This is a genomic window from Paracoccus alkenifer (assembly GCF_900108405.1).
In the GTDB taxonomy this organism is placed as follows: Bacteria; Pseudomonadota; Alphaproteobacteria; order Rhodobacterales; family Rhodobacteraceae; genus Paracoccus; species Paracoccus alkenifer.
Genome location: NZ_FNXG01000003.1, coordinates 156263 through 182455, shown reverse-complemented (window position 1 = coordinate 182455; position 26193 = coordinate 156263). Strand labels below are relative to the sequence as shown.

The following is a 26193-nucleotide window of genomic DNA, read 5'->3' as shown; positions in this document are numbered from 1 at the left end:
GTTATTGCAGGTCGGCGAATGCCGCCTGCAACCGCTCGACCGCCTCGACCACCCGCGCCCGCGGCGTGGCGAGGTTGAAGCGCATGTGCCCCGCGCCGCCCAGACCGAAGGTTTCGCCGTGGTTGGCGGCGATGCGCGCGCCCTGCTCGATGCGGCGATGCAGCTCGGTGGGCGCCATGCCGGTGGCGGTGAAATCGACCCATGACAGATAGGTGGCCTGCAACTGCATCGGCCGCACCCCCGGAATCGCCGCCAGCCCCCGGTCGAAAATCGCCGCGTTTCCAGCAAGATAATCGTTCAGCGCATCGACCCAGGCCGCGCCCTCGGGCGAATAGGCCGCGGTTACCATCGGCAGCCCGAACAGCCCCGGCGAAATCCCCAGCGCCGCCATCCGCGCCGCATAGCGCTGTCGCAGGGCGGGGTCGGTGATGATCGCATTGCCGACATGGGCGCCGGCGATGTTGAAGGTCTTGGTGGCCGAACTCAGCGTCACCAGCCGGTCGCTGATGTCCGGCGCGGCCAGCGCGGTGACGGTGTGGCGGGGCGCGCCGGGCATGACCAGATCATGGTGGATCTCGTCCGAGACCAGGATCAGGTCGCGTCCGCGGCAGAAATCCGCGATCTCGCGCAGCTCATCCGCGGACCAGACCCGCCCGCCGGGGTTGTGGGGCGAACACAGGATCAGCATCTTTTCGCGCCCGCTCAGCCGTGCGGCCCAGCCGTCCCAGTCCAGCGCATATTGCCCGTCCCGCAACGCCAGCGGCAGTTCCGTCACCTGCCGCCCCGCGGCTTTGATGACGCGGGCGAAGGCGTGATAGACCGGGGTCATCAGCACCACCGCCTCGCCCGGCCGGGTGAAGGCATCGACCGCAAGCGCGGTGCCGTTGACCAGCCCGTGGACGGTCAGGATATCCTCGCGCCCGATCTGCCAGTGATGGCGGGTCCGCATCCACCAGCGGATCGCGTCCAGATAGGGCGTATTCTCACCCGGATAGCCGTAGACGCCATGGGCCACGGTGTGTTCCAGCGCCCTGCGCACGCCGGCAGGTGCCGCGAAATCCATGTCGGCCACCCACATCGGCAGCGCGTCGGGCGCGTCCAGCCCGAAGACATGGGCCATGTCGTCCCATTTGTTCGACATGGTGCCGCGGCGCTCGATTGGCGTGTCGAAATCGGGGGCGGGGAAAATATCCTGGGTCTGGGTGGTCATCGGCTTCTCCTGTCGCGGTCCGAACATAGCGGGTTGTTGCGCGGGCGGAAGCCATGGCCTATCTGCCACGCATGACGCGCCCCATTCTTCTGTTCCCCGACCCCAGGCTGCGCAAGACCTGCGCCCCCGTTGGCCGGATCACGCCCGAGATCGAAGCCCTCGCCGCCGACATGCTGGCGACGATGTATTCCGCGCCCGGCGTCGGGCTGGCCGCGCCGCAGGTCGGCGTGCTGAGCCGGCTGTTCGTCATGGACTGCAACAAGGATCCTGACGCCCCGCGCGAGCCGGTGGTGATGGTGGACCCCGAGGTGGTTTCGGCCTCCGAGGTGCTGAACGCCTATGAGGAAGGCTGCCTGTCCTTTCCCGATCAATATGCCGAGGTCACCCGCCCGGTCGAGGTGCGGATGCGCTGGACCGGTCTGGACGGCAAGCTGCATGAGCGTGATTTCGACGGGCTGTGGGCCACCTGCGCCCAGCACGAGCTGGACCACTTGAACGGGCGTCTGTTCATCGACCATATCGGCCCGATGAAGCGGCAGATGATCGCGCGCCGCATGACCAAGATGAAGCGCGAACTGGCGCGGGCCTGATGAGCGTGCGCGCCTGCATCCCCTATGCCGACCGGCGCCTGCACCGCCCGGCCGCCCCGGTCGAGGCGGTGACGGACGAGATCCGCGCCCTCTGGGCCGATATGATCGACACGATGGAGGCGATGCCGGGCGTCGGCCTTGCCGCGCCGCAGATCGGGGTGATGCTGCGGCTGGCGGTGGTCGATGCCTCGGCCGAGCGGGGGCAGGCGGTGCGCATGGCCAACCCGCAGGTGCTGCACGCATCGGTCAAGCTGCGCGCGCATGAGGAAGCCTCGCCCAACCTGCCCGGTGTTTCGGCGATGATCGAGCGGCCGCGGGCGGTGACGGTGCGGTTCCTGAACGCCGAGGGCGAGGTCGAGGACCGCGATTTCGTCGGGCTGTGGGCGACCAGCGTGCAGCATCAGATCGACCACCTGGAGGGGCGGATGTTCGTGGACCACCTGTCGCCGCTGCGTCGGCGGATGCTGGTCGCGAAATCGGCGAAGCTTTCGCGCGGATAGCGCGGCCGGACCGGGGCGCTGCCCCGGACCCCGGGATATTTTCATGATGAAGAAGGAGCGGGCGATGCGCGTCGTGTTCATGGGAACGCCAGAGTTTTCCGTTCCCGCCCTGCGCGAGATCGCGGCGCGCCATCAGGTGGTCTGCGTCTATTCGCAGCCGCCGCGGGCCGCCGGGCGGGGGCAGAAGCCGCGGCCGTCGGCGGTGCATGCGGCGGCCGAGGCGCTGGGGATCCCGGTGCGCACGCCCCTGAGGCTGAAGGATGCCGAGGCGCAGGCAGAGTTCGCGGCGCTGGGCGCGGATGTCGCGGTGGTGGTGGCCTACGGGCTGATCCTGCCGCAGTCGGTTCTGGACGCGCCGCGGCTGGGGTGCCTGAACATCCACGCCTCGCTTTTGCCGCGCTGGCGGGGGGCGGCGCCGATCCATCGCGCGGTGATGGCGGGGGACGCGGAAACCGGCGTTGCCATCATGCAGATGGAGGCCGGGCTGGATACCGGCCCGGTTCTGGCCGAGGCGCGCACCGCCATCGGGCCCGAGGAAACCACCGCCGATCTGCACGACCGGCTGGCGGCGATGGGGGCCGCGCTGATCGCCGATGTGCTGGACCGCCTGCCGCTGCCCGCCGTGCCGCAGCCGGCCGAGGGCGTGACCTATGCCGCCAAGATCGACAAGGCCGAGGCCAGGATCGACTGGACCCGACCGGCCGCCGAGGTGGACCGGCTGATCCGCGGGTTGTCGCCCTTTCCCGGCGCCTGGTGCATGGCGGGGGACGAGCGGCTGAAGCTGCTGCGTTCCCGCGTGGTGGCGGGGTCGGGCGCGCCGGGCGAGGTTCTGGGCGGCTTTACCGTCGCCTGTGGCGAAGGCGCAGTCGAGATCACCGAGGTCCAGCGCGAAGGGCGGCGCGCCGTCCCCGCCACCGAGGCGCTGCGGGGCATGGCGCTGCCGCCCAGGCTGGACTGAGGGCTGGATTGACGGCGGCGGGCTTTCCGCGCCGCCCGTTCCGGGCTATCGGGCATGCATGAGCCTGCGCCCCCATCTGACCGCCACCCTGCTGCTTGGCCTGCCGCTGGTCGGCACCCATGTCGGCCGGATGCTGATCGGCGTCACCGACACCGTGCTGATCGGCCGCTACGGCGTGGTCGAACTGGCGGCGCTGGTGCTGGCGACCTCGTATTTCTTTATCCTGGTGATGCTGGGTTCGGGCTATGCGCTGGGGGTGATGGGGGTGATCGCCAGCGCCCGCGCGCAGGGCGAGGCGGCCGAGCTGCGCCGCGCCACCCGCATGGCGCTGTGGGTGTCGGTGCTGCATTGCGTGGTGATTGCGCCGCTGATGTGGTGGTCGGGGCCGATCCTGATCGCGCTGGGGCAGGAACCGCAGGTGGCGGCGCTGGGGCAGCTGTGGCTGCGGGTGATGCTGTTTGCCATGCCTCCGGTGCTGGCGGGGATGGTGTTCAACAGCTACCTTGCCGCGCTGGGGCGGCCGAACCTGGTGCTGGCGATCACCGTCATCGGGCTGCCGGTCAATGCGCTGCTGAACTGGCTGCTGATCTTTGGCCATTGGGGCCTGCCGGAGCTGGGGGTGCGCGGATCGGGGCTGGCCAGCCTGACGGTCAACTGGTTGCAGCTGGCGGCGCTGGCGGGCTGCGCCGCCTGGCTGCCCGAGGGGCGCGAATACCGCCTGTTCCAGCGGCTGTGGCGTCCCGACTGGCCGGCGTTCCGGGCCGTTCTTGCGCTGGGGCTGCCGATCGGGCTGACGCTGGTGGCGGAAACCGGCATGTTCACCGGCGCCAACGTGCTGATGGGCTGGTTCGGGGCCGAGGCGCTGGCCGCGCACGGCATCGCGCTGCAAATCGCCGGGCTGACCTTCATGGTGCATCTGGGGATCTCGAACGCCGCGACGATCCGGGTGGGCACCGCGCATGGCGGGGGCGACGCGGCCGGGCTGCGGCAGGCGGCGCTGGCGGCGATCATCCTGTCGGCGGGGTTCGCGGTGCTGCCGATGACCGCGTTTCTGACGATCCCCGAGCTGCTGACCGGGCTTTACCTGAACCCCGCCGACCCGCGGGCGCCGCAGATCGTGGCGCTGGCGGCCTCGCTGATGGTCTATGCGGGGCTGTTCCAGCTGGTCGATGCGATGCAGGCCATCGCGCTGGGGATCCTGCGGGGCATGCAGGACACGCGGGTGCCGATGTGGCTGGCGATCTTCAGCTACTGGCTGGTCGGGCTGCCCGCCGGCTGGGCGCTGGCCTTTCCGCTGGGGATGGGGCCGCCCGGCCTGTGGCTGGGGCTGCTGTGCGGGCTGAGCGCGGCGGCGGTGCTGCTGATGACGCGGTTCTGGCGCGCCGCCCCGCGGCTGGATGGCGCCGCCGCTCTGGTCCGGGGCGCGCAACCCCGCTAGACTGGACGCATCCCGGCAACCGAGGTTCCCATGCGCCCCGTCTTCGTCCAGTTCCGCTGCACTCCCGGCAAGACCTATGAGGTCGCCGACGCCATCTACGACCGCGAGGTGGTCAGCGAGCTTTATTCCACCTCGGGCGAATACGACCTGCTGGCCAAGGTCTATGTCCCCGAGGATCAGGACGTCGGCCATTATCTGTCCGAGCGGCTGTTCGACATCCCCGGCATCAGCCGCACGCTGACCACCATGACCTTTCGGGCGTTCTAGACCGCGCGTTCGGGGCCGGCCGCGTCGAGGCTGCGCAGCAGCGCGGCCAGTTCGGGTTCGGCGACCAGACCAGCGGCCTCGGTCGGCGGCATCCAGCGGCGGGTGCGCTGGCCCTGTTCGGGGAAATCCTCGGCCAGTTCCAGCACCGGCACCAGAAAACTGCGCACCTCGACCGGGATCGGCGGGCCGTCGCCGTCGTCGGGGATCTTGTCATAGCGGTAGCTGCCGATCTCGTGCGCGTCATCGGCGCGGACGCCCGCTTCTTCCCATGCTTCTTGCAGCGCGGCCTCGGCCAGACTGCGGTCGCGCATGGTCCAGCCCTTGGGGATGATCCAGCGCCCGGTGCCGCGGCTGGTGATCATCAGCACGCGCCCGGTTTCCGGGTCGCGACAGATCGCGCCGACTTGCAGGGCGCGGTCGCCCCCCGCCAGCAGCCGCCGCAGGCGGCGCCCCCAGGATTTCATTCGCCGTCCCTTTCGACCGGGCCGCGCAGGGCCTTGATCGTGCCGCGGATCGTCTTGGCGGCCAGCCGGCGGCGCTGGCTGCCCAGCGTCGGCCGGGTGGGGATGCGTGGGCGGGGCGCGATCAGCGCCTTGCGGATCAGCTCGGCCAGTCTTTCGCGCGCGATTTCGCGGTTGCGGGCCTGGCTGCGGGTGTCCTGCACCGCGATCAGGATGGCCCCGTCCGAGGTCCAGCGCCGCCCCGCCAGCCGCCGCAGCCGCGCCTTGACCGGCGCGGGCAGATGCGGCGAGCGCTCGGCCTCGAACCGCAGCTCGACGGCGGTCGAGACCTTGTTCACGTTCTGCCCGCCCGGCCCCTGGGCACGGGTGAACTGTTCCGAAAGCTCCCAATCGGCAAGGGTGATGGTGTCGTTGATGCGCAGCATGTGGGCAAGATGCGGTCGCGCCGCCGCAATGGGAAGGGGCGCGGGCTGGATAATCGTCGGATGACGCGGGCAGGGGCGGGGAAACCTGCGCGGGGGCGGCGGGTGCGGGGGCGGCGGGTGCGGGGCCGGGCGACAGTGTTTGCGGGGGTGCGCGCATGATCAGCCCGCCAGCCGGTCGCTGTAAACGGCGCGCCGGGGGCCGTCCTTGACCGCGCGTGCCAGCACCGCGACCGCAACCGGCCCGGCGCCTGTGGCCGTCAGCGCCCCGGCTGCCGCCGACAACGTCGCGCCCGAGGCCATCACGTCGTCGATCAGCAGCACCGGCCGCCCCGCCAGCACCTGCCGCGCCCGAATCGAGACGGTGATCGCGTCCTCGACATTGGCAAAGCGGTCGGAAACCGAGCGGTGGTCCTGCATCGGCGTATGGCGCTTGCGGCGTAATGCCGCGGGCAGCGCCCGCAGCCCATGCGCCCGCGCCACCGCCGCCGCCAGCAGCGCGGCCTGATTGTATTTGCGCCGCAGCAGCCGCAGCGGATGCATCGGCACCGGCACGACCAGCGTGTCCGGCCCGACCAGCGGCGCCGAGGCCACCGCCAGCCACCGGCCCAGCGCCGGCGCCAGATCGGGGCGGTCCGCGTGTTTCAACGCCAGCGCCAGCCGCCGCCCGGCGCCGTCATAGACCAGTGCGGCGCGGCCCTGCGCCCATGGCCGCGGGGTCGCAAGGCAGTCGTCGCAGGCCAGCGGCTCGTCGCCCTCGTCCGCTGCGAGACCGGGCAGCGGTGTTCCGCAGCGGCCGCAAACGCAGCCGCCGATGAAATCTGCCTCGGCCCAGCAGCTGGGGCAAAGCGCCCCCGAATCGGCCACCGGCCCGCCGCAATCAAGGCATTGCGGCGGAAACACTGTCGCGACCGTGGCTTTCATCGCCGGGCGAAGCGCCTTAATGTCCAGCCTCATGTCTGCGTCGCACCCCATTAATCCCACGGCCCCGCCGCGCCTGACCGACCGCGCCGCGCTGCTGCGCAACCGCGCCCGCGCCGACCGTGCGGGGCGCGAGAACTGGCTGCACCAGCTGGCCCTGGCCGAGGTGCAGGATAGACTCGCAGACATTAACAGAAGGTTTACGGCAACCGCCGTGGTGACCGGAAATCCGGATTTCTGGCGCGCGGCGATGCCGGGGGCGCGGGTGGTGGCGGATGCGCCGGAACTCGACCTTGCCCCGGCCGCGCACGATCTTGTGATCCATGCGCTGGCGCTGCACTGGGCTGATGACCCGGTGGGGCAGATCGTCCAGTCGGCGCGCGCGCTGCGCCCCGACGGGCTGTTTCTGGCGGTGCTGCCGGGCGGGCAGACGCTGGCGCCCCTGCGCGCCGCGCTGGCGCAGGCCGAGGTCGAGATCACCGGCGGCCTGTCCCCGCGCATTGCGCCCTTTGGCGAAATCCGCGATCTGGGTGCGCTGGTCCAGCGCGGCGGGCTGGCGCTGCCGGTCGCCGACCAGATCACCCAACAGGTCAGCTATCGCGACCTGTTCCACCTGGCCCGCGACCTGCGCGCCATGGGCGAGGGCAACGCGCTGGACCGCCGCCTGCGCCGCCCCACCGCCCGCGCGATGATGTTGCGCGCCGCCGAAATCCTTGCAACCACCGCGCCTGACCGGGACAACCCCGACCGAATCTGCGTCGGCGTCGATCTGGTGTTCCTGACCGGCTGGGCTCCGGCCGAAAACCAGCAAAAACCCCTGCGTCCCGGCTCGGCCCAGATCGGACTGGCCGAGGCGCTGAACAAGAGGACCACATGAGCCAGCCTTTGCGCCCGCATGACGCCCGCCGACCCGATCACGCCCCCGCCGACCACCCGGCGCTGCCGCAGCCGAAAATCGGCGTCCTCATTGCCAATCTGGGCACGCCCGACGGCCATGATTACTGGTCGATGCGCCGCTATCTGAACGAGTTCCTGTCCGACAAGCGGGTGATCGACTATCCGGCGTGGAAATGGCAGCCGATCCTGCAAGGGATCATCCTGACCAAGCGCCCCTTTACCTCGGGCGCCAACTATCGGCTGATCTGGAACAACGAGGCCGACGAAAGCCCGCTGCTGACCATCACCAAGCAAAAGCTCGCCAAGCTGCAAAAGGCCGCGGCGGATCGCTGGGGCGACCGGGTGATGGTCGATTTCTGCATGCGCTACGGCAACCCCTCGACGCAATCCGTGGTGGACCGGATGGTCAAGGCGGGCTGCGACCGCATCGTCTTTCTGCCGATGTATCCGCAATACGCGGGCGCCACCTGGGCCACGGCGAACGACCAGTTCTTCCGCGCGCTGATGACGCAGAAATGGCAGCCCTCGGCCCGGGTCTGCCCGCCCTATTTCGACCGCCCCGACTATATCGAGGCGCTGGCGCAGTCGGTGGAACGCACGCTGGGCGGCAAGCGCCCGCAAAAGCTGGTGGCCTCTTACCACGGGATGCCGGTGCGCTATCTGCACGAGGGCGACCCCTATTACTGTCAGTGCCACAAGACCTCGCGGCTGCTGCGCGAGCGGCTGGGCTGGGACGAGGATTCGATCGACACCACATTCCAGTCGGTGTTCGGGTCCGAGGAATGGCTGCGCCCCTATACGGTCGAGCATGTGGCGGACCTTGCAAGCCGCGGCATCACCGACATCGCGGTGATTTCTCCCGCGTTCAGCGCCGACTGCATCGAGACGCTCGAAGAAATCAACGGCGAGATCCGCGAGGCGTTCGAGGGCGCGGGCGGGCAGGGCTTTACCTATATCCCCTGCCTGAACGACGATGATGCGCATATCGAGGTGCTGACCGGGGTGATCGCCGAAAACCTGGCCGGCTGGGTGGGGTGAACGCGGCCGGGGCGGCGTTCTGCGCCTTGGGATCGGCGGCGATGCCCCTATATTGGGCAGCGACGCCGCGCCCGTCGGGGCGCGCATGATTTCCGAAAGGCCAGAATGACCAGCATCAACCAGATCGCGTGGGACGATACGGTCCTGCCGTTCCAGCTTGACCGTTCCGGGGTGCGGGGCCGCGTGGCCCGGCTTGACGGCGTGCTGGACCATATCCTGACGCGCCACGATTATCCGCCGCAGGTGGCGGCGCTGGTGGCCGAGGTCGCGCTGCTGGCCGCTCTGATCGGGCCCACCATCAAGCTGCGCTGGAAACTGTCGATCCAGGTGCGCGGCAATGGCGCGATCCGCACGCTGGCCGCGGATTATTTCGCGCCCCCGGGCGAAGGCGAGCCTGCCCGCATCCGCGGCTGGGCCAGTTTCGACGCCGGGCGGCTGGACGACGACCAGTCCGGGCGCCCGCCCTTTGAGCAGATCGGCGAGGGGTATTTCGCCATCCTGATCGACCAGGGCGCGGGGAACCTGCCCTATCAGGGGATCACGCCGCTGGCCGGCGGCTCGCTATCCGCCTGCGCCGCGACCTATTTCGCGCAGTCCGAACAGCTGCCTTCGACCTTCACCCTGTCCTACGGGCAAAGCCGGATGGCGGGGGATGCCGCGTCGCACTGGCGCGCGGGCGGCGTGATGTTGCAGACCCTGCCTGCACAACCCGCCGCCGCGGGCGAGGGCGGCTCGGGCGAGGGCGGGCTGATCGAGGCTGCCGACATCCTGCAAGGCGCCGAATCCGAGGACTGGAACCGCGCCAACCACCTGCTGTCCACGGTCGAGCCGATCGAGCTGATCGGCCCCTCGGTTGCGCCCACCGACCTGCTGGTGCGGCTGTTTCACGAAGAAACCCCGCGCGTGTTCGATCCGCAGCGGGTCGAATTCGGCTGTTCCTGTTCCGCCGACCGGGTGCGCGGCACGCTGTCGATCTATTCGGCCAAGGACATCGCCCATATGACCACCGAGGCCGGCGCCGTCACTGCCGACTGCCAGTTCTGCGGCGCGCATTACGAATTCGACCCGGAATCGCTGGGATTCGAGGCGACGCTGGACCCCGAGGGCAACCCCTTGCCCGAGATGCAGGAGGAGGGGCGGGGTTGATGCGCCCGCCCCCCGACCCCACCCACGCCCCGGCGCCCGCGATTCGCGACAGGCTGAGGGCGGCGCTGTCCGCGGCGGCCTCGTCCGCGGTGGGGCCGACCTCGGATTTCGACCAGAACTGGCCGATGCCCCAAGGGCTGGGCGAACGGCCGGCGGGGGTGCTGGCGGCGTTCCATGCTGACGGGCGGCTGGTGCTGACCAAGCGCGCCAGCGGGTTGCGCCACCACCCCGGCCAGATCGCGCTGCCCGGCGGCAAGGTCGACCCCGGCGACGCCGATGTGGTCGCCGCGGCCTTGCGCGAGGCGCATGAAGAGGTCGGGCTGGACCCCGCGCAGGTCGAGGTTCTGGGCGTGCTGTCCCCCCACCGCACCGTCACCGGCTTCGCCATGTTCCCGGTGCTGGCGATGATCCGCGGCCCCTTTACCCCCGTCCCCGAGGCGGGCGAGGTGGACGAGGTGTTCACCGTCCCCTTTGCCCATGTCGCCGACCCCGGACGCTATCGGCTGGAACGGCGGCAGTGGCGCGGCGACTGGCGGTCCTATCACGTCGCGGCCTATGGCCCGCATTACATCTGGGGCGCGACGGCGCGGGTGCTGCTGGCGCTGGCCCGCCGGATGGCGACATGAGGCTGCCCGCGTCAATCACCGGCGACGCGACGTTGCAGCTTGTGCTGGCGGCGCTGGCGCCCTCGCGCGCGCTGATCGTGGGGGGCGCGGTGCGCAACGCGCTGCTGGGCCAGCCGGTCAGCGACATCGACATCGCGACCGACGCCCGCCCCCAGGTGGTGATGGAACGCGCGGCGGCGGCGGGGCTGAGGCCGGTGCCGACCGGCATCGACCACGGCACGGTCACGGTGGTGGCAGGCGGTCGCGGCTTCGAGGTCACCAGTTTTCGCCGCGACGTGGCGACCGACGGCCGCCGGGCCGAGGTGGCGTTTTCGGACCGGCTTGAGGACGACGCCTCGCGCCGTGATTTCACCATCAACGCGCTTTATGCCGACGCCGAGGGCGAGGTGATCGACCCGGTGGGCGGGCTGGTCGATCTGGCCGCGCGCCGGCTGCGTTTCGTCGGCGACCCCGACCAGCGCATCGCCGAGGATTACCTGCGTATCCTGCGGTTTTTCCGCTTTCACGCCTGGTATGGCCGCAAGGGCGCCGCCGACCCCGCGGCGCTGGCCGCCTGCGCCCGCCACGCGGGCGGGCTTTCGCGGATTTCGCGCGAGCGGATCGGGGCCGAGATGCACAAGCTGCTGTCGGCGCCGGATCCGGTCGAGGCGGTGGAACTGATGCAGGCGGCGGAGGTGCTGGCGCAGGTGTTGCCCGGGGCGGATGCCGCGCGGCTGGCTGCGCTGGAGGCGGTGCAGGGCGGCACTGCCGCACCGGGGGCTGTCTGCCCCCGGACCCCCGAGGATATTTTCGTGATGAAGAAGGACTGGCAGCTGCGGCTGGCGGCGCTGGGGGCCGACGATGCTGCCGGCGCCTTGCGGCTGTCGCGGGCCGAGGCGCGGGTGCAGGATGAATTGCGTTCGGGCTTGCCGCTGGACGAGGCGGCCTATCGGCTGGGCGAGGCGCGGGCGGTGCAGCTGGCGCTGCTGCGGGCCTCGCGCGGTGAGGGCTTGTCCGAGGGTTGGTTTGGGCGGATCCGTTTCGCCGCGGGGCAGGTTCTTCCGCTGCGGGCCGGCGATCTGGCGGGCCGGGCGGCCGGGCCTGCGCTGGGGCGCGGGCTGAAGGCCGCCGAGGCGGCGTGGATCGCATCGGGTTTCCGGCTGCCGGGGCCGGCGCTGGTCAAGCTGGCCTTGCACGCGGCCGATGCGGAAACCGGAGGGGCGGAATGAAATTTCATGCCACGTTCGAGCGGCTGATCGACGCGTTTCGCCCCGCAGACGGCCCTCCGCCCCGCACGCTGCTGGCGTTTTTCCGCTGGGCGTTGTCGGGGGCATGGCCCGGGCTGGGGGTTGCGGCGCTGGCCTCGGCGCTGTCGGGGGCGGCCGAGGTCGCCTCGGCCACGCTGCTGGGGCTGGTGGTCGATGCGGTGGCGCAGTCGGGCGGCGTGCTGACCACCGCGCATCTGTGGCTGGCGGCGGCATTCGCTGGGTTCTTTCTGATCCTGCGCCCGGCGATCATGGGTTTTTCCGCCGCCACCTCGAACGTGATCATCGGGCCGAATGTGCTGCCGCTGGTGCTGTCGCGGCTGCATCGCTGGACGATGGGACATTCGGTGTCCTTCTTTGACGAGGATTTCGCCGGGCGCATCGCGCAAAAGCAGATGCAGACCGCCCGCGCCGTCACCGACGTGGCCAGCGAGATGGTCAATACCGCCACATTCGCGCTGTCCGCGGTGCTGGGCTCGGCCATCTATCTGCTGTCGGTGGGCGCATGGGGGGCGGTGCTGCTGCTGGTGTGGCTGGCGGCCTATCTGGCGCTGATCCGGTTTTTCCTGCCGCGTGTGCGGGCGCAGTCCAAGGGGCGGGCCAGTGCGCGGGCGATGATTACCGGGCAGGTCGTCGACACCATCACCAACATCAAGACCGTCAAGCTGTTCGCCAGCGCCGATTACGAGGATCAGGTGGCGCTGGGCGCGATGGAGACGTTTCGCGACCGCGCCATCGACTTTGGCCGGCTGAACACCTGGTTCCGCCTGTCGCTGACCATGGTCGCGGGGTTCCTGCCGGTGCTGCTGGTCGGCGGCACGGTGATGATGTGGCGCCACGGCTCGGCCACGCCGGGCGATGTGGCCGCCGCCGGCGCGATCTCGATGCGGCTGGCGCAGATGACCGGCTGGGTCAGCATGGCGCTGATGGGGATCTGGGGGTCCATCGGCGAGGTCGAGGACGGGATGCAGACGCTTTCCCCTCCGCATACGCTGGTCGATGCGCCCGACGCGGTGGACGTGGGCCGGCTGCGCGGGGATGTGGTCTATGATCGCGTCGGTTTTGCCTATGGCCGCGGCTCTGGCGGGATCGAGGATCTGTCGCTGCATGTCGTCCCGGGCGAGCGGATCGGCATCGTCGGTGCCTCGGGGGCGGGGAAATCGACGCTGGTGTCGTTGCTGTTGCGGCTGCATGACGTGGAACGTGGCGCGGTGCTGGTGGACGGCGCCGATGTGCGCGCGGTCACGCAGGAATCCCTGCGCCGCAATATCGGCATGGTCACGCAGGAAACCGCGATGTTCAACCGCTCGGCCCGCGACAACATCCTGTATGGCCGCCCCGGGGCCACCGAGGACGAGATGATCGCCGCCGCCCGCGCGGCCGAGGCGCATGATTTCATCCTGCGGTTGCGAGATTCGGCCGGGCGCACGGGTTACGACGCGCATCTGGGCGAACGCGGGGTCAAGCTGTCGGGCGGGCAGCGCCAGCGCATCGCGCTGGCCCGCGCCTTTATCAAGGACGCCCCGATCCTGGTGCTGGACGAGGCGACCAGCGCGCTGGACAGCGAGGTCGAGGCGCAGGTGCAGGATTCGCTGGCCCGCGTGATGCGCGGCAAGACCGTGCTGGCCATTGCCCACCGCCTGTCCACCATCGCCGAGATGGACCGGATCGTGGTGATGGACGAGGGCCGCATCGCCGAGCAGGGCTCGCACGAGGAATTGCTGGCGCTTGGCGGGCTTTACGCGCGCTATTGGAACCGGCAGTCGGGCGGTTTTCTGGGCACCGAGCCGGACGAGGATGCCCTGGTCGAGGCGCAGGCGCATGCCGCTGCGCAAGGTCGCGCCGCCGAATGACCCGCTGGCGTATCGAGCGGCTGGGCAGGCGCGGCGACGGGGTGGCGGTTGCGGGGGATGCGCGGGCGCTGGCGCCGCTGACCCTGCCCGGCGAAGAAATCGAGGGCGAGCCCGAGGGCGGCCGCATCGCCGCGCCGCGGATCGTGATGCCCTCGGTGGACCGGGTGGCGGCGCCTTGTCCGCATTACCGTGCCTGCGGCGGCTGTTCGTTGATGCACGGCCGCGATGAATTCGTGGCCGGATGGAAGGTTGGTGTCGTCGAATCGGCGCTGGCGGCGCAGGGGATCGCGGCGCCGGTCGTGCTGGCCCATGTCTCGCCCCCGCGCTCGCGCCGGCGGGCCGTGCTGTCGGGGCGACGCACGAAAAAGGGCGCGTTGCTGGGGTTTCACCGGCGTTTCTCGGATGTGGTGGTTGATCTGGCCGACTGCATGGTGCTGCGCCCGGCGATTGTGGCGGCGTTGCCGGATCTGCGGCGGCTGGTGGTGATGGGCGGCTCGCGCTCGGCCGAGCTGGCGCTGACGGTGACCGAGACGCTCGCCGGGCTGGACGTGGCGGTTCGCGGCGGCAAACCGATGGATGCGGGGCTGCTTGCGCAGCTGGCGGGGCTGGCGCGCGACGCCGGTTGGGCGCGGCTGGTCTGGGGCGATGAGCCGCTGCTGCTGCGCCCGCCCGAGCTGCAATTCGGCGCCGCGCGGGTTGTGCTGCCGCCCGGCGGGTTCCTGCAAGCGACCGCCGAGGGCGAGACCGCGCTGCTGACCGCGGTCCGCGCCATCGTCGGCAATGCGGCGCGAATCGCCGATCTGTTTGCCGGGGCGGGCACGTTCACCCTGCCGCTGGCCGAGCGGGCCGAGGTCCATGCGGTCGAGGGGCTGCCCGCGCCGCTGGCCGCGCTGGATGCGGGCTGGCGTGGGGCGCAGGGGCTGCGCCGGGTGACGACCGAGACCCGGGATCTTGCCCGCCGCCCATTGCTGCCCGACGAGCTGGCCCGGTTCGACGCGGTGGTGATCGACCCGCCGCGGACAGGGGCGGCGGCGCAGGCGGCGGCGCTGGCCGAATCCTCGGTGCCGCTGGTCGCCTGGGTCAGCTGCGATCCGGTCACCTTTGCCCGCGACGCGCGGCGGCTGATCGGGGGCGGCTATGCGATGGGCCCGGTGGGGGTGGTGGACCAGTTCCGCTGGTCGCCGCATGTGGAACTGACTGCGTCATTCTCGCGACAGCAGCCGTCAGGATAGTGAAAATTGCGACGAGTTGTCGTTGGCGGAAAATCGCCGGCCGTGGTATTCACTGAACCAATAACTCGCACAAAGCGAATCTGGGGCAGTGATGAAAACCACACGACGCAGTTTCATTGCGCTGGCGGCGCTTGGCGGCCTTGCCGCCTGCTCGTCCAAGCCGCAACAACAAGGCAAATTCCGCAGCTATGACGGACCGCCCGTGACGCAGATCATGGTCAAGAAGGGCGAGCGGAAGATGTATCTGCTGAGCGGCAGCAAGGCGATCAAGGAATACGACGTCGGGCTGGGGTTCCAGCCGGTCGGCCACAAGCAGTTCGAGGGCGACGGCCGCACCCCCGAGGGCGTGTATTACATCGACCGCCAGAACCCCAACAGCCTGTATCACCTGTCGCTGGGCGTGTCCTATCCGCAACAGGACGACCGCGACCGCGCCATGCTGCTGGGCCAGCCGCCGGGCGGGGACATCATGATCCACGGCCGCGGCCCATGGGGGCGCCAGCAAAAGGCGCGCGACTGGACCGCCGGCTGCATCGCCGTGAACGACAACGAGATGGAAGAGATCTTTTCCATGGTGCGGGTCGGGGTTCCGATCGTGATCTATCCGTAAGCGCCCGGCCGGGGGCTGCGGCGCGGCAGTCCCCTTTGGCGCCCCGAATCGGGTATTTGGGCCAGAAAGAAGCCCCTTGGCGGTGGCGCGCCGCGGGGCCGGCGTGCGGCGGGGCGCCTAAAAAAACCTTGCCACAGCGGCAGTTCGACTGATACCAAAGTCGTGGAAATCGGGAGACGCTGGCGCAGGCCAGGGCCGAAGGAGCAACCGCCCCGGTAAACTCTCAGGCAAAAAGACCGTTTCCGCATAAAACTCTGAAGAGCGGCCGTCCGGCCCGCCGAAGGGATAACGATCTCAGGCGCCCCGCGGTCCTTGACCGGGGCAGGGACAGAGGGGGCATCGACACGCGGCCGCTGGCCGCCAAGGGGGATGCCATGACCGAGCTGCGCCGGACGCCGCTTTACGACCTGCATATCGAACTGGGCGCCCGCATGGTGCCCTATGCCGGCTGGGAAATGCCGGTGCAGTATCCGCTGGGCGTGCTGGGCGAGCACCAGCACACCCGCGCCGCCGCCGGGCTGTTCGACGTCAGCCACATGGGCCAGCTGATCCTGCGCGGCCCCGGTGTTGTCGATGCGCTGGAGCGGCTGGTGCCCGCCGATATTGCGGGTCTCGCCCCCGGCCGGCAGCGTTACGGGCTGTTCACCAACGAGCGCGGCGGGATCATCGACGACCTGATGATCGCCAACAAGGGCGACCACCTGTTGCTGGTGGTGAACGCAGCCTGCGCCGACAAGGACATCGCGCATCTGGCCGCCCACGGGCTGCACCCCGAGGTGGTTGGCGACCGCGCGCTGCTGGCCTTGCAGGGGCCGGCGGCGGAATCGGCGCTGGCCTCGCTGGTGGGTGGGGTGGCCGAGATGCGTTTCATGGATGTGGCGGATCTGGAATGGGACGGGGCGCGGCTGTGGGTCAGCCGCTCGGGCTATACCGGCGAGGACGGGTTCGAGATCAGCCTGCGCGAGGATCGCGCCGCCGATTTCGCCCGTGCCCTGCTGGCGCTGGACGAGGTGGCGCCCGTGGGGCTGGGCGCGCGCGATTCGCTGCGGCTCGAGGCAGGGCTGCCGCTTTACGGCAACGACATGGGTGAGGATGTGACCCCGGCGCAGGCGGGGATCGGCTTTGCCATCCCCAAGGCTCGCCGCGCGGGCGGGGCGCGGGCGGGCGGGTTCCCCGGCGCCGATGTGATCCTGCCGGAACTGGGTGCGGCCGGGCGTTCCCGCCGCGGGGTGATGCCCGAGGGTCGCGCCCCGATCCGCGAGGGCGTGGCGATTTTTGCCCAGGCCGAGGGCGGCGAGCCGCTGGGCCATGTCACCTCGGGGGGCTTTGGTCCCTCGGTCGGGGGGCCGGTCGCGATGGCGACGCTGCCCTGTGAAATTGCCGATGGCGCCACGCTTTATGCCGAGCTGCGCGGCAAGCGGCAACAGCTGCGCGTCGTGCCCATGCCCTTTGTCAAGACCACCTACAAACGCTGATCCAACCCGAGGCGAGACATGCTGAAATACACTGAAGACCACGAATGGCTGCGCGCGGATGGCGACGAGATCGTCGTCGGCATCACCCCCCATGCCAGCGAGCAGCTGGGCGACGTGGTATTCATCGAGCTGCCCGAGGTCGGGCGCGAGGTCGAGGCCGGCGAAGAGATCGTGGTGATCGAATCGGTCAAGGCCGCATCGGACATTGTGGCCCCGATTGCCGGGGTGATCACCGCGGTGAACGAGGCGCTGGCCGATGCTCCGGGCGACGTGAACGAGGATGCGCTGGCGGCCTGGTTTTTCCGCATCAAGCCGGCCGAGGGCGTGACGCTGGACGGTTTTCTGGACGATGCCGCCTATCAGGCGCTGGTCGGCTGAACCGTTGGACCGGGGCGCGGCCCCCTTGGGCTTTGCCACTTTCTTGCTGAATCAGTCCGGCGGGCTGATTTCCAGGCGCTTGAAAGCCCAGGATATTTTAACAAGGAAGAAAGGGCGGGCGCCAAGGTGCCCGCCGTGATCGAACCGGCCGCTGGCCCGTCTGCACGAGTGATACATGAGCCGCTGGAACCCCACCTCTTACGACCCCGATGATTTCGCCAACCGCCGCCACATCGGCCCCTCGCCGGCCGAGATGGCCGAGATGTTGCGGGCGGTGGGGGCGGACAGTCTTGACCATCTGATCGAGCAGACGGTTCCGCAGTCGATCCGGCAGCAGACGCCGCTGGACTGGCCGGCGCTGTCCGAACGCGAGCTGCTGGCGCTGATGCGCGAGGTGGCGGGGCAGAACCGCGTGATGACCAGCCTGATCGGACAGGGGTATTACGGCACCGTCACGCCGCCGGCGATCCAGCGCAACATCCTGGAAAACCCGGCGTGGTATACGGCCTACACCCCCTATCAGCCGGAAATCGCGCAAGGCCGGCTTGAGGCGCTGCTGAACTACCAGACCATGGTCGCCGATCTGACCGGGCTGCCCGTGGCCAACGCCAGCCTGCTGGACGAGGCCACCGCAGCGGCCGAGGCGATGGCGATGGCGCAGAGGGTGGCGAAATCCAAGGCGCGCGCGTTTTTTGTCAGCGAACACCTGCACCCGCAGACCATCAGCGTGATCGAGACCCGCGCCGCGCCCCTTGGGATTCAGATCATCCTCGGCCAGCCGGGCGACTGCGATCCGTCCAAGGTGTTCGGGGCGATTTTCCAGTATCCCGGCACTTTCGGCCATGTCCGCGACCTGACCGCCGATTGCGCGGCGCTGCATGATGCCGGCGCGGTGGCGGTGGTGGCGACCGACCTGCTGGCGCTGTGCCTGCTGAAGGAACCGGCCGCGATGGGCGCCGATATCTGCGTGGGCTCGGCCCAGCGGTTCGGGGTGCCGATGGGTTATGGCGGACCGCACGCCGGCTTCATGTCCTGCCGCGACGAGATGAAGCGGGCGATGCCGGGGCGGATCGTGGGCGTGTCGATCGATTCGGCCGGGCGGCAGGCATATCGGCTGGCCCTGCAAACGCGTGAACAGCATATCCGCCGGGAAAAGGCGACCTCGAACGTCTGCACGGCGCAGGCGCTGCTGGCGGTGATGGCGTCGTTCTATGCGGTGTTCCACGGCCCCGTGGGCCTGCGCGCCATTGCGCAGCGGGTGCATCTGAACGCGGTGACGCTGGCCCGTGCGCTGCGCGAGGCGGGGGCCGAGGTCGCACCCGAGGCGTTTTTCGACACCATCACCGTGCGCGTGGGGGTGGGGCAGGCCGGGATTCTTGCCGCCGCCGAACAACGCGGCATCAACCTGCGCCGCGTCGGCCGCGACCGGGTGGGGATCAGCGTGGACGAGACCACCGACGCGGGCGTGATCGCGCTTGTGCTGGATGCGTTCGGGATCTCGGATCCCGCCACGCCCGCCACTGCGCCCGCCATTCCCGACGAGCTGCTGCGGGACAGCGATTTTCTGACCCATCCGGTGTTCCAGATGAACCGGGCGGAATCCGAGATGATGCGCTATATGCGTCGCCTGTCCGACCGCGACCTGGCGCTGGACCGGGCGATGATCCCGCTGGGATCCTGCACGATGAAGCTGAATGCCGCGGCCGAGATGATGCCGCTGACCTGGCCGGAATTCGGCGCGCTGCACCCCTTTGCGCCCGAGCCGCAGGCGGCGGGCTATCATCGCATGTTCGCCGACCTGACCGCGAAACTGTGCGAAATCACCGGCTATGACGCGTTTTCCCTGCAACCCAACAGCGGCGCGCAGGGGGAATATGCTGGCCTGCTGACCATCGCCGCCTGGCACAAGTCGCGCGGCGAGGACCGCGACATCTGCCTGATTCCAACCAGCGCCCACGGCACCAACCCGGCCAGTGCGCAGATGGCGGGGATGAAGGTGGTGGTGGTGAAATCCGCCCCCAACGGCGACATCGACCTTGAGGATTTCACCGACAAGGCGGCCAAGGCCGGCGACCGGCTGGCGGCGGTGATGATCACCTATCCCTCGACCCACGGGGTGTTCGAGGACACGGTGCGCGAGGTCTGCCGCATCACCCACGACCACGGCGGGCAGGTCTATATCGACGGCGCCAATATGAACGCGCTGGTCGGGCTGGTGAAACCCGGCGAGATCGGCGGCGACGTCAGCCATCTGAATCTGCATAAAACTTTTGCGATTCCGCATGGCGGCGGCGGGCCCGGCATGGGGCCGATCGGGGTCAAGGCGCATCTGGCGCCCCATCTGCCCGCGGATCCGCGTCTGGGCGAAGGCGCGGTGTCGGCGGCGCCCTGGGGCTCTGCCTCGATCCTGCTGATTTCATGGGCCTATATCCTGATGATGGGCGGGGCCGGGCTGACCCAGGCGACGCGGGTGGCGATTCTCAACGCCAACTATATCGCCAGCCGGTTAAGCAATGCTTACCCGGTGCTGTTCATGGGCAACCGCGGCCGGGTCGCGCATGAATGTATCCTGGACACGCGGGTGTTCGCGGACCACGGCGTCACCGTTGACGACATCGCCAAGCGCCTGATCGACAACGGTTTTCATGCCCCCACGATGAGCTGGCCGGTCCCCGGCACGCTGATGGTCGAGCCGACGGAATCCGAAACCAAGGCCGAGCTGGACCGCTTCATCACCGCGATGCTGGCGATTCGCGACGAGATTACCGAGGTCGCCGATGGCCGCATCGCCGCCGAGGACAGCCCGCTGCGCCACGCCCCTCACACGGTCGAGGATCTGGTCGCCGACTGGGACCGCCCCTATTCGCGCGAACAGGGCTGTTTCCCGCCCGGTGCGTTCCGGGTGGACAAATACTGGCCTCCGGTTGGGCGGGTGGACAACGTGCATGGCGACCGCAATCTGATCTGCACCTGTCCGCCGGTGGAATCTTACGTGGAATCCGACGGATAGCTGTTCCGGCCCGGAACCTGTGGGGCCGGGGCGACGTTCCCTCCTGACTTTTGCCCGGGAAAGGGGATACCATGAAAGGAATCATTGCGTGGCTGCTGGGCGTGCCGGTCGTCGTCATTATTCTTTTGTATTTGCTGAATATATTCTGAGGGTGCGTTGAAAATTACCTGTCTGAGTTGCGGCCAGATCAACCGCGTCCCGCAAGACCGGCTCGATTCGGGTCCGAAATGCGGGATCTGCGGGGCGGCGTTGCTGCCGGCAAAGCCGGTTGCAGTGGATTTCAGCACCCTGGAAAAAGCGGCGAAATCCGACGACCTGCCGCTGCTTGTCGATTACTGGGCGCCGTGGTGCGGTCCCTGCCGGATGATGGCACCCGAATTCGAAAAGGCCGCCGCCCTGCTGAAGGGTCAGGCCCGGCTGGCCAAGATCGACACCGAGCGCAACCCGGATGCCACGGTGCGCTGGAATATTCGCGGCATCCCCGCCTTTATCCTGTTCCGCGACGGGCGTGAGCGCGCCCGTCTTTCCGGCGCCCGTCCGGCAGGGCAATTGGCGGACTGGGTGCGCCAGCAGGGCTGACCGCTGCGGCGGCGCGTTGTTATCGCCGTTCCGGCGATGCCTCCGGCGGGGATATTTGGGCACCAAAGACGGGCCGCGCCGCACACTGTCCGCGCCGGCACAAGGCCCCGCGGACAGTGGCGTCTTCGGTGGCGGTCATCGGCGTCCCCGCCTGTACCGCCCTTGCCTTATAGCAGCGATTCCTTGACGTCTGGTTAACGGCCGGGCGTCTTTGGTGTGAAAATATCCTCGGGGGTGCGGGGGCGGAAAGCCCCCGGGTCGCAGTGAAAGGCAGACGCTTGACAAGGCCCCTGCCGTGCGCCAGATAGCGCGCCTGTGGGGCCGTAGCTCAGTTGGTAGAGCGCATCGTTCGCAATGATGAGGCCAGGGGTTCGATTCCCCTCGGCTCCACCAAACTTCCTTTAGATTTTTCTGTGAAAACAAGGCTCTAGGGTTAGGCCATATGGGCGCTATCCCACAATTTATCCCACAGGGCGCGCCGGATGGGGGCGGATTTTACGGAACGTTGCCGGATGAATGACAATGCCAGGCTCCTGCACCGCCCTTGCGCTCGGGCCGGGTTATTTGTCGCGGTTTTTGACAAAGCCTTGGGGGCGTCGGTCCCCGTGACGGCAGCCGCCAGCTTTCCCATACCCCCCCGCTCGCCTAATAAGATACCCGGAACAAACAGTGAACAATGATAGATGCAAGGCAGTCTGTCCTGGGGGTGTATGAAGCCCGGCACCGCCCCGCCGGGGACCGATGCCCCTCTGGCTTCACGGGTCTGCAATTCAGGAAAAGCGCGGCGTTCGGCGTCGCGGAACTGGCGGCCAGCCCCGGGCACCCCTTGGCGCACAGACTGTTCCCCGCCTGATTTTCTGGCGTTGGATAATCGGGCATCCGGGCATCACCCCATGCGCCCGTTATTCTCTTGTTTGTTTATCAAGTCCCCGGCTCGCCTCGCGCCAGTAAATCGCCCTACTTTAGAGGGTGCGGCTTGCACCCCATGAAGGGGAAGGGCCTCTAACAGCCCGTATCGCGCGCGTAGTGTGTCGCAATGCAGCCGGGCAGGGCTGAATCAGCTTTCCGGCCCTGTGGCTTGCGGGGCTGCCTTGTGCCGCGCCCAGCGGCGGCGCTGGGCTTCGCGGATACGTTCAATGCCCTCGGGGGTGCGCGCGCCCGTGGACATGCCACCGTGAAACTTGCAGCGGCGCTTGCCCGGCTCGCTCTTGTTGCGGCAGGGCGTGCCCTTGCGGGTCTTTGCGCCACAGACAACCCGGCGGCGGGCGGCTCGGGCGGCTTCACGTTCACGATATGCGGCAAGCTGGGCGGCGGCCCATGCGTCTATTGCCGCGAAGGGGGATAACACTTCATCCCCGCGCGGGCGCGATACCGTGCAGCAAACCGGGCCATTGACATGCCAGCCCAGCGCCTCGGCCATGCGCCCCACGGCCCAGCCGCGCGGGTCCAGATGGGGCGCAGCCTCCCAATACTGCACCGCTGTTCGGCCTACCCCTGCCGCCTTGGCAAGCTGGCGCTGGGTCAGCCCGGCGGCCTTGCGGCGGGCGGCCAGCTCCGCCCCTGCGGGTCCGTTATGCTTCATCCCGCCATCCTTTCCAGCCATTCCACCAGGTCGCCCCGTGCTTGCGCTTCCCGGTCCAGCACCGCGCGCAGCGTGTCCCCATCCTGCCGGGCCTCGATTGCGTCCCGCACCAGGGCGGACAGCATGTCAGGCGGGATAGCCTCGGCCTGCACCGTCTCGCCCGTGAAGGCGCGGCGGTCGGTCGCCTTGGGCGGTGCGCTGGGCAGGTCCATTGCTTCGGCCTGCGCCGGGGTCACGGCAAGGCGGGTAAAGCGTGGGGCGCTTTCGCAATCCAGCGCGTTGCACATTGCCCCCACATCCTCGGCCAGCGCCGTGAACAGGTGAACGCCGCTCGGGTCCAGGTCGCCAATGTGCAGCACCTCGGCCCTCTGCCCGCCCTGTGTGACGCGGGCCAACTCGCGGGCCAGGTCGTGCTTCGCGGTCAGGCTGTCGAACCCGCCCGATGACAGCACCGGCACCCCATAGGCATCGGCGGTGCGGGACAGCATCGGGGCCATGCCTGCGGCCTCGCACAGCAGCCACAGGCGCAGCGGCTGCCCCTGTTGCCGGTCCAGGGTGAACCCCTCGGCCTGCCAGCGCAGCCCCCGCAGGAACGCGGCAGGGCTGTCGTAGCCATCGCCCCCGTGGCGGCTACCGCCATCGTCGCGGAAGGCCGCGAAGGGCAACATCCCCGCCCGGCGGGCGCGGCCTACGGTTTCGCACAATCGCGCATAGGCGCGTTCTGTCTTGTCGTAGCCCCTCGAACCGACCAGGCGATAGAACACCTGCCGCACGGTCAGGGGCAGATGGGCGGCATATTCATCCAGCACCGCGCGCACCTGCGCCACAAGGGCCAGCGTGTCGGGGCGGGGGTTCCAGCCCGCGAAGCCGCGCGGGCGGGTCCGGCGGGCGGTCATTGGCAAGGCTCCCCTTCCAGGCAGGCAAGCGCCGTGTCGCGGTCGCGGTAGCGCCAGCACTTGCCGCAGAACAGCCGCCCTTGCGGGCCGTGCCGTTCAAGGTCGGACATGCTGTCCCAGCGGTCCCGGCTCACCCATTCCCCGGACCAGTCCAGCCGCATCATGGAACGCGCGGCGCTGGGCGTGTCGGGGCCGTGAAGGGGCAGCACAACAGCACCGGCGACAGGGGCTGCGATTTTCAGCTTGGAAGGCTGGGGGCGTGCTACACGTGCTACTTGTGCTACATGGGCGGGGGCTGGGGGGTGCTGTGTAGCATATGTAGCACGTGTAGCACGGGGTGGCGGGTCCGGCTGTGTTTTTTGAACAGGGCCAGCGGCGCGGATACGGGCCAGCGCGGCGCGTGGGTCAAACAGCATCGCAGCCCCCTTTCACGATCCGCCAGGCGGTCGAACGGGCCGCCCCTCGAACCACGGTCCCGGCAGGCAGGGCCACAACCCAGCCATGCCGTTCCAGCGTGCCCAGCGCAGCGGCTGCGGCCTTGGTTTCGCGCAGTGCCCGGATGGGGGCTTTCTGCACCACGTCGCGGGTCATTACCTCGGGGTGCGGCCATTCCTCGACCAGCCATTGCCGCAGCCGCTCGGCCCGGTCGGTTTCCTCGCTGACCTTCGCGGCATCGGCCAGCCGCAGCGCCTCGGACAGGTAGAAGCTGGCAAGCTCGATTGCGCAGGCCATATCCTCGGCATCCACCGCCGGGGCGTTCAGGTCGCGCCACAGCGTCAGCACCCCCGCGATGCGGCAAGCCTGTTCCGCCGCCTTGGACGCATAGCCGGTCACACCCGACATGGCTGCACTGGGGCGCTGGGCGACCTCCACGGCATCGGCGTATTCTGTCAGCAGCGCGCGCGCATCCGGGGCCAGCGGCAGGAATCGCGGCTCCAGCGCACGGCTGTCAGGATCCATCGGCAGCGACGTTCGCAGGATTGCCCCCAGCCGCGCCGCGAAGGCATCCACCGGCCCCCTCCCGTCACGGGCCAGGCTGTGAAGCCTTGTGCCGATGGTGCTGGGCGGTTCAGTGACCAGAAAGCGCGGCAGAAAGCCGGTATCATCGGCCTTGGGGTCGGCCATGAAGTCCCGCGCTACACCCGGTTGAACCATGAGATGCACGGCCAGCCTGCGGCCATAGAGCGTGAAACTGCCCTCGCCCTGCCGTGTCCGGCGAATGGGGTTGCCCTGCCAAAGGTCATTCAGTGCGGCGAGGGTCTTTTGCCGGTTATCGCTCGACATGGCGAAGCCGCCCAGGAACTGCCCGCCTTCATCCGAATAAATGCCAAGGCTCGGCATCCCCTCGGCAAACTTGCGGGTCAGCCCCTCATAGGTCGGCTCTGTCACCGTGCGGTCGGGCGACGGGGGCGCGGCGGGTTCATCGCCCAGCGCATGAAGGTCGGCCTCGGCTTCGGTCTGGGTCTTGCCGGTCTTGCCTGTCCTTTTCACGGAATTGATTGCCGCGTCGTGCTGCACCTTCCAAAGCGCGTGCCGGGTCTGCCAGGCCTTCATATCCTCGCGGTGCTGGGCGGCTTCCTCGCGCTCGTGGTCGCGCAAGCCCTGTATCAGCAGCGCGTCACAGGTCGATTTCCGTTCGCCGCTGCGGGCGATGGTCAGGGCGTAGAGCGACAACGGGCGGACCCCGCCCAGCGTCTCCACATCCGCGAAGCCCTGCACCGCGAGGGACGCCACCGCAAGGGCACTTTGCGCAGGAATAGCGATGGGGGCCTGCGTCATGCCCTGCACGGCCTGCACCGCCGCTTGCAGCGGCCCCAGCGCGTGAACGGGATAGGGTTGCCCCGGCGGGATTTCCCGCAAGAGGGGCTGCGGGCCTTCGGTGATGAAGGGGATTGTTTCGGGCATCGCGTTCACGACATGGCCCCTTTCAGCATGAGAATATCGTTCCAGTCCCGGCCATCCGGGGCAGGTAGCAGGCTGACAGACCAGCCCAGCGCGGACGCGCGTTCGGCCAGCTTGTGCGCGGCTTCACGTCCTGCCGTGTCACCGTCCGGGGCAATGGTCAGCTTGTGCGGGATACCGTCCGGCAGGCGCAGCCCGGCCATGCCTGCGGCAGACAGTGCCGCCCAGACGGTCGCAGGGCCGCGCAGCAAGCCGCTGGGCAGGCTCAAGGCGGTTTCGATACCCTCGGCCACCACCAGCGGCCCTTGCCTCTCAGCGAGTCGCACAGCGCCGCCCAGCGCCGCCCCCAGCATCGCCTTTGGCGGGTCCACATCGGCCTTGCCGGTCCCGTCCTGGCGCAGATAGGTCCGATGCACGGCAAGGCGTGGCAGCCCGTCCACGCGCGCCACCAGGGCAGGCAGGCGCTTGGCGGATGCGTGCCAGCACTGGGGATGAAAGCGCAGGCTGCCCGGCAGGGGACAGGTGATGCCCCGCCCCCGCAGATAGGTTTCTGCAATCGTGCCTTGAACGGGCAGCGCCTCGGACCAGACAGCCAGCGCCTGCCGCTCACGCTTCACGGCCTCGGCTTCATCCTCGGCCCGGCGGCGGGCTATCTCGGACGGGTTCGGCGGGGTGAAACTGCCCCGGCCCTCGACCAACCCCAGACCGCGCAGAGCCTCTTTCACGTCGCGCCAATCGCAGCCGCTGTGACACTTGACGAGCAATCCCTTTTCGCCATCGCGAAGGGTCAGGGAAGGCTTGCGGTCGCCATGGGCCGGGCAGCGGGCCACGCCATAGCCTCGATACCATTTGCCGCGAAGGGCAAGGGTCAGGGTGCGGGCATCAGTCATGACCGCACCCCCAGACAAGCGCCGCCAGCATCGTGGCGCGGTCGGCATCCAGCCCGTAACGCTGCATC

The 26193-nt window shown here is 69.1% G+C and carries 26 protein-coding genes, 1 tRNA gene and 1 riboswitch; of the genes, 18 read left to right on the top strand and 9 right to left on the bottom strand.

Translation table 11 applies throughout. The annotated features are described in order from the left end of the window. Window position 1: 1 nt before the first annotated feature. Window positions 2-1210: a MalY/PatB family protein gene (locus BLW83_RS09220; RefSeq protein WP_090847917.1), complete on the bottom strand. Its 1209-nt coding sequence runs from the start codon at window positions 1208-1210 to the stop codon at window positions 2-4. 71 nt (window positions 1211-1281) lie between these two features. On the opposite strand from BLW83_RS09220, the gene def (BLW83_RS09215) reads away from it, so the two are divergent. The 5 genes from def (BLW83_RS09215) to BLW83_RS09195 all read left to right on the top strand — a co-directional run bounded on the left by def (BLW83_RS09215) (window position 1282) and on the right by BLW83_RS09195 (window position 4963). Next, window positions 1282-1800, top strand: a complete 519-nt coding sequence (gene def / locus BLW83_RS09215) for a peptide deformylase (RefSeq protein ID WP_090848161.1) — start codon at window positions 1282-1284, stop codon at window positions 1798-1800. Beyond that, window positions 1800-2300 (top strand): peptide deformylase, encoded by a 501-nt coding sequence (def, locus tag BLW83_RS09210; RefSeq protein ID WP_090847916.1) that lies wholly within the window; start codon window positions 1800-1802, stop codon window positions 2298-2300. Before def (BLW83_RS09215) ends, def (BLW83_RS09210) begins: the two co-directional genes overlap by 1 nt. 64 nt (window positions 2301-2364) lie before the next feature. Further along, a complete protein-coding gene (gene fmt, locus BLW83_RS09205) occupies window positions 2365-3258 on the top strand; it encodes a methionyl-tRNA formyltransferase (protein WP_090848160.1) in 894 nt (297 codons plus the stop codon). 58 nt (window positions 3259-3316) lie between these two features. Beyond that, on the top strand, window positions 3317-4696 hold the full coding sequence (locus BLW83_RS09200; RefSeq protein ID WP_090847914.1) for an MATE family efflux transporter: 1380 nt from the start codon (window positions 3317-3319) through the stop codon (window positions 4694-4696). A 30-nt stretch (window positions 4697-4726) separates the two neighbouring features. Further along, window positions 4727-4963, top strand: a complete 237-nt coding sequence (locus tag BLW83_RS09195; protein WP_090847912.1) for an Lrp/AsnC ligand binding domain-containing protein — start codon at window positions 4727-4729, stop codon at window positions 4961-4963. Here BLW83_RS09195 and BLW83_RS09190 read toward each other — a convergent pair. The 3 genes from BLW83_RS09190 to BLW83_RS09180 all read right to left on the bottom strand — a co-directional run bounded on the left by BLW83_RS09190 (window position 4960) and on the right by BLW83_RS09180 (window position 6770). After that, window positions 4960-5427: an NUDIX hydrolase gene (locus BLW83_RS09190; protein ID WP_090847910.1), complete on the bottom strand. Its 468-nt coding sequence runs from the start codon at window positions 5425-5427 to the stop codon at window positions 4960-4962. The two genes, BLW83_RS09195 and BLW83_RS09190, sit on opposite strands and share 4 nt — an antisense overlap. Next, entirely contained in the window at window positions 5424-5849 is a 426-nt protein-coding gene (gene arfB, locus BLW83_RS09185) for an alternative ribosome rescue aminoacyl-tRNA hydrolase ArfB (RefSeq protein ID WP_090847908.1), read from the bottom strand. Before arfB ends, BLW83_RS09190 begins: the two co-directional genes overlap by 4 nt. 159 nt (window positions 5850-6008) lie before the next feature. Then, window positions 6009-6770, bottom strand: a complete 762-nt coding sequence (locus tag BLW83_RS09180) for a double zinc ribbon domain-containing protein (protein ID WP_090847906.1) — start codon at window positions 6768-6770, stop codon at window positions 6009-6011. Window positions 6771-6801: 31 nt separating this feature from the next. On the opposite strand from BLW83_RS09180, the gene BLW83_RS09175 reads away from it, so the two are divergent. From BLW83_RS09175 to BLW83_RS09115, 13 genes are all read left to right on the top strand, one after another. Then, window positions 6802-7644, top strand: coding sequence for a class I SAM-dependent methyltransferase (locus BLW83_RS09175; RefSeq protein ID WP_090847903.1), 843 nt, complete (start codon window positions 6802-6804; stop codon window positions 7642-7644). Continuing rightward, the gene (gene hemH, locus BLW83_RS09170) at window positions 7641-8702 is read left to right on the top strand and encodes a ferrochelatase (RefSeq protein WP_090847901.1); all 1062 of its coding nucleotides are present in this window, start codon (window positions 7641-7643) and stop codon (window positions 8700-8702) included. Before BLW83_RS09175 ends, hemH begins: the two co-directional genes overlap by 4 nt. Before the next feature lie 105 nt (window positions 8703-8807). Next, a complete protein-coding gene (hslO, locus tag BLW83_RS09165; RefSeq protein WP_090847899.1) occupies window positions 8808-9848 on the top strand; it encodes an Hsp33 family molecular chaperone HslO in 1041 nt (346 codons plus the stop codon). Then, complete coding sequence (locus BLW83_RS09160) at window positions 9848-10474, top strand: NUDIX hydrolase (RefSeq protein ID WP_090847897.1); 627 nt, start codon at window positions 9848-9850, stop codon at window positions 10472-10474. The genes hslO and BLW83_RS09160 overlap by 1 nt, the downstream gene beginning before the upstream one ends. Then, window positions 10471-11682 (top strand): CCA tRNA nucleotidyltransferase, encoded by a 1212-nt coding sequence (locus BLW83_RS09155; protein WP_090847895.1) that lies wholly within the window; start codon window positions 10471-10473, stop codon window positions 11680-11682. The genes BLW83_RS09160 and BLW83_RS09155 overlap by 4 nt, the downstream gene beginning before the upstream one ends. Beyond that, window positions 11679-13571: an ABC transporter ATP-binding protein gene (locus BLW83_RS09150; protein WP_090847893.1), complete on the top strand. Its 1893-nt coding sequence runs from the start codon at window positions 11679-11681 to the stop codon at window positions 13569-13571. Before BLW83_RS09155 ends, BLW83_RS09150 begins: the two co-directional genes overlap by 4 nt. Then, window positions 13568-14803 carry a class I SAM-dependent RNA methyltransferase gene (locus BLW83_RS09145; protein ID WP_090847891.1) on the top strand — a complete coding sequence of 412 codons (1236 nt, stop codon included), beginning with the start codon at window positions 13568-13570 and terminating at the stop codon, window positions 14801-14803. The genes BLW83_RS09150 and BLW83_RS09145 overlap by 4 nt, the downstream gene beginning before the upstream one ends. 91 nt (window positions 14804-14894) lie before the next feature. Further along, window positions 14895-15413 carry a L,D-transpeptidase family protein gene (locus tag BLW83_RS09140; protein WP_090847889.1) on the top strand — a complete coding sequence of 173 codons (519 nt, stop codon included), beginning with the start codon at window positions 14895-14897 and terminating at the stop codon, window positions 15411-15413. Between the two features lie 160 nt (window positions 15414-15573). Then, window positions 15574-15662, top strand: a riboswitch (glycine riboswitch). 125 nt (window positions 15663-15787) lie between these two features. Continuing rightward, window positions 15788-16888: a glycine cleavage system aminomethyltransferase GcvT gene (gene gcvT / locus BLW83_RS09135; RefSeq protein WP_090847887.1), complete on the top strand. Its 1101-nt coding sequence runs from the start codon at window positions 15788-15790 to the stop codon at window positions 16886-16888. Between the two features lie 18 nt (window positions 16889-16906). Continuing rightward, window positions 16907-17266 carry a glycine cleavage system protein GcvH gene (gene gcvH, locus BLW83_RS09130; RefSeq protein ID WP_090847885.1) on the top strand — a complete coding sequence of 120 codons (360 nt, stop codon included), beginning with the start codon at window positions 16907-16909 and terminating at the stop codon, window positions 17264-17266. 175 nt (window positions 17267-17441) lie between these two features. Continuing rightward, a complete protein-coding gene (gene gcvP, locus BLW83_RS09125; protein WP_090847884.1) occupies window positions 17442-20276 on the top strand; it encodes an aminomethyl-transferring glycine dehydrogenase in 2835 nt (944 codons plus the stop codon). A gap of 156 nt (window positions 20277-20432) precedes the next feature. Further along, entirely contained in the window at window positions 20433-20855 is a 423-nt protein-coding gene (gene trxC, locus BLW83_RS09120) for a thioredoxin TrxC (RefSeq protein WP_342707515.1), read from the top strand. 317 nt (window positions 20856-21172) lie between these two features. Further along, window positions 21173-21248, top strand: a tRNA-Ala gene (locus BLW83_RS09115). A 664-nt stretch (window positions 21249-21912) separates the two neighbouring features. Here the strand turns inward: BLW83_RS09115 and BLW83_RS09110 are convergent. From BLW83_RS09110 to BLW83_RS09090, 5 genes are all read right to left on the bottom strand, one after another. Then, window positions 21913-22437, bottom strand: coding sequence for a helix-turn-helix domain-containing protein (locus BLW83_RS09110; protein WP_177172532.1), 525 nt, complete (start codon window positions 22435-22437; stop codon window positions 21913-21915). Then, window positions 22434-23333 (bottom strand): hypothetical protein, encoded by a 900-nt coding sequence (locus tag BLW83_RS09105; protein ID WP_090847878.1) that lies wholly within the window; start codon window positions 23331-23333, stop codon window positions 22434-22436. Before BLW83_RS09105 ends, BLW83_RS09110 begins: the two co-directional genes overlap by 4 nt. Further along, window positions 23330-23542 (bottom strand): hypothetical protein, encoded by a 213-nt coding sequence (locus BLW83_RS15820; RefSeq protein WP_090847876.1) that lies wholly within the window; start codon window positions 23540-23542, stop codon window positions 23330-23332. Before BLW83_RS15820 ends, BLW83_RS09105 begins: the two co-directional genes overlap by 4 nt. Window positions 23543-23738: 196 nt before the next feature. Further along, a complete protein-coding gene (locus BLW83_RS09095) occupies window positions 23739-25238 on the bottom strand; it encodes a YfjI family protein (protein WP_143042799.1) in 1500 nt (499 codons plus the stop codon). Between the two features lie 5 nt (window positions 25239-25243). Then, entirely contained in the window at window positions 25244-26065 is an 822-nt protein-coding gene (locus BLW83_RS09090; protein WP_245728747.1) for a DUF7146 domain-containing protein, read from the bottom strand. Window positions 26066-26193 lie beyond the last annotated feature (128 nt).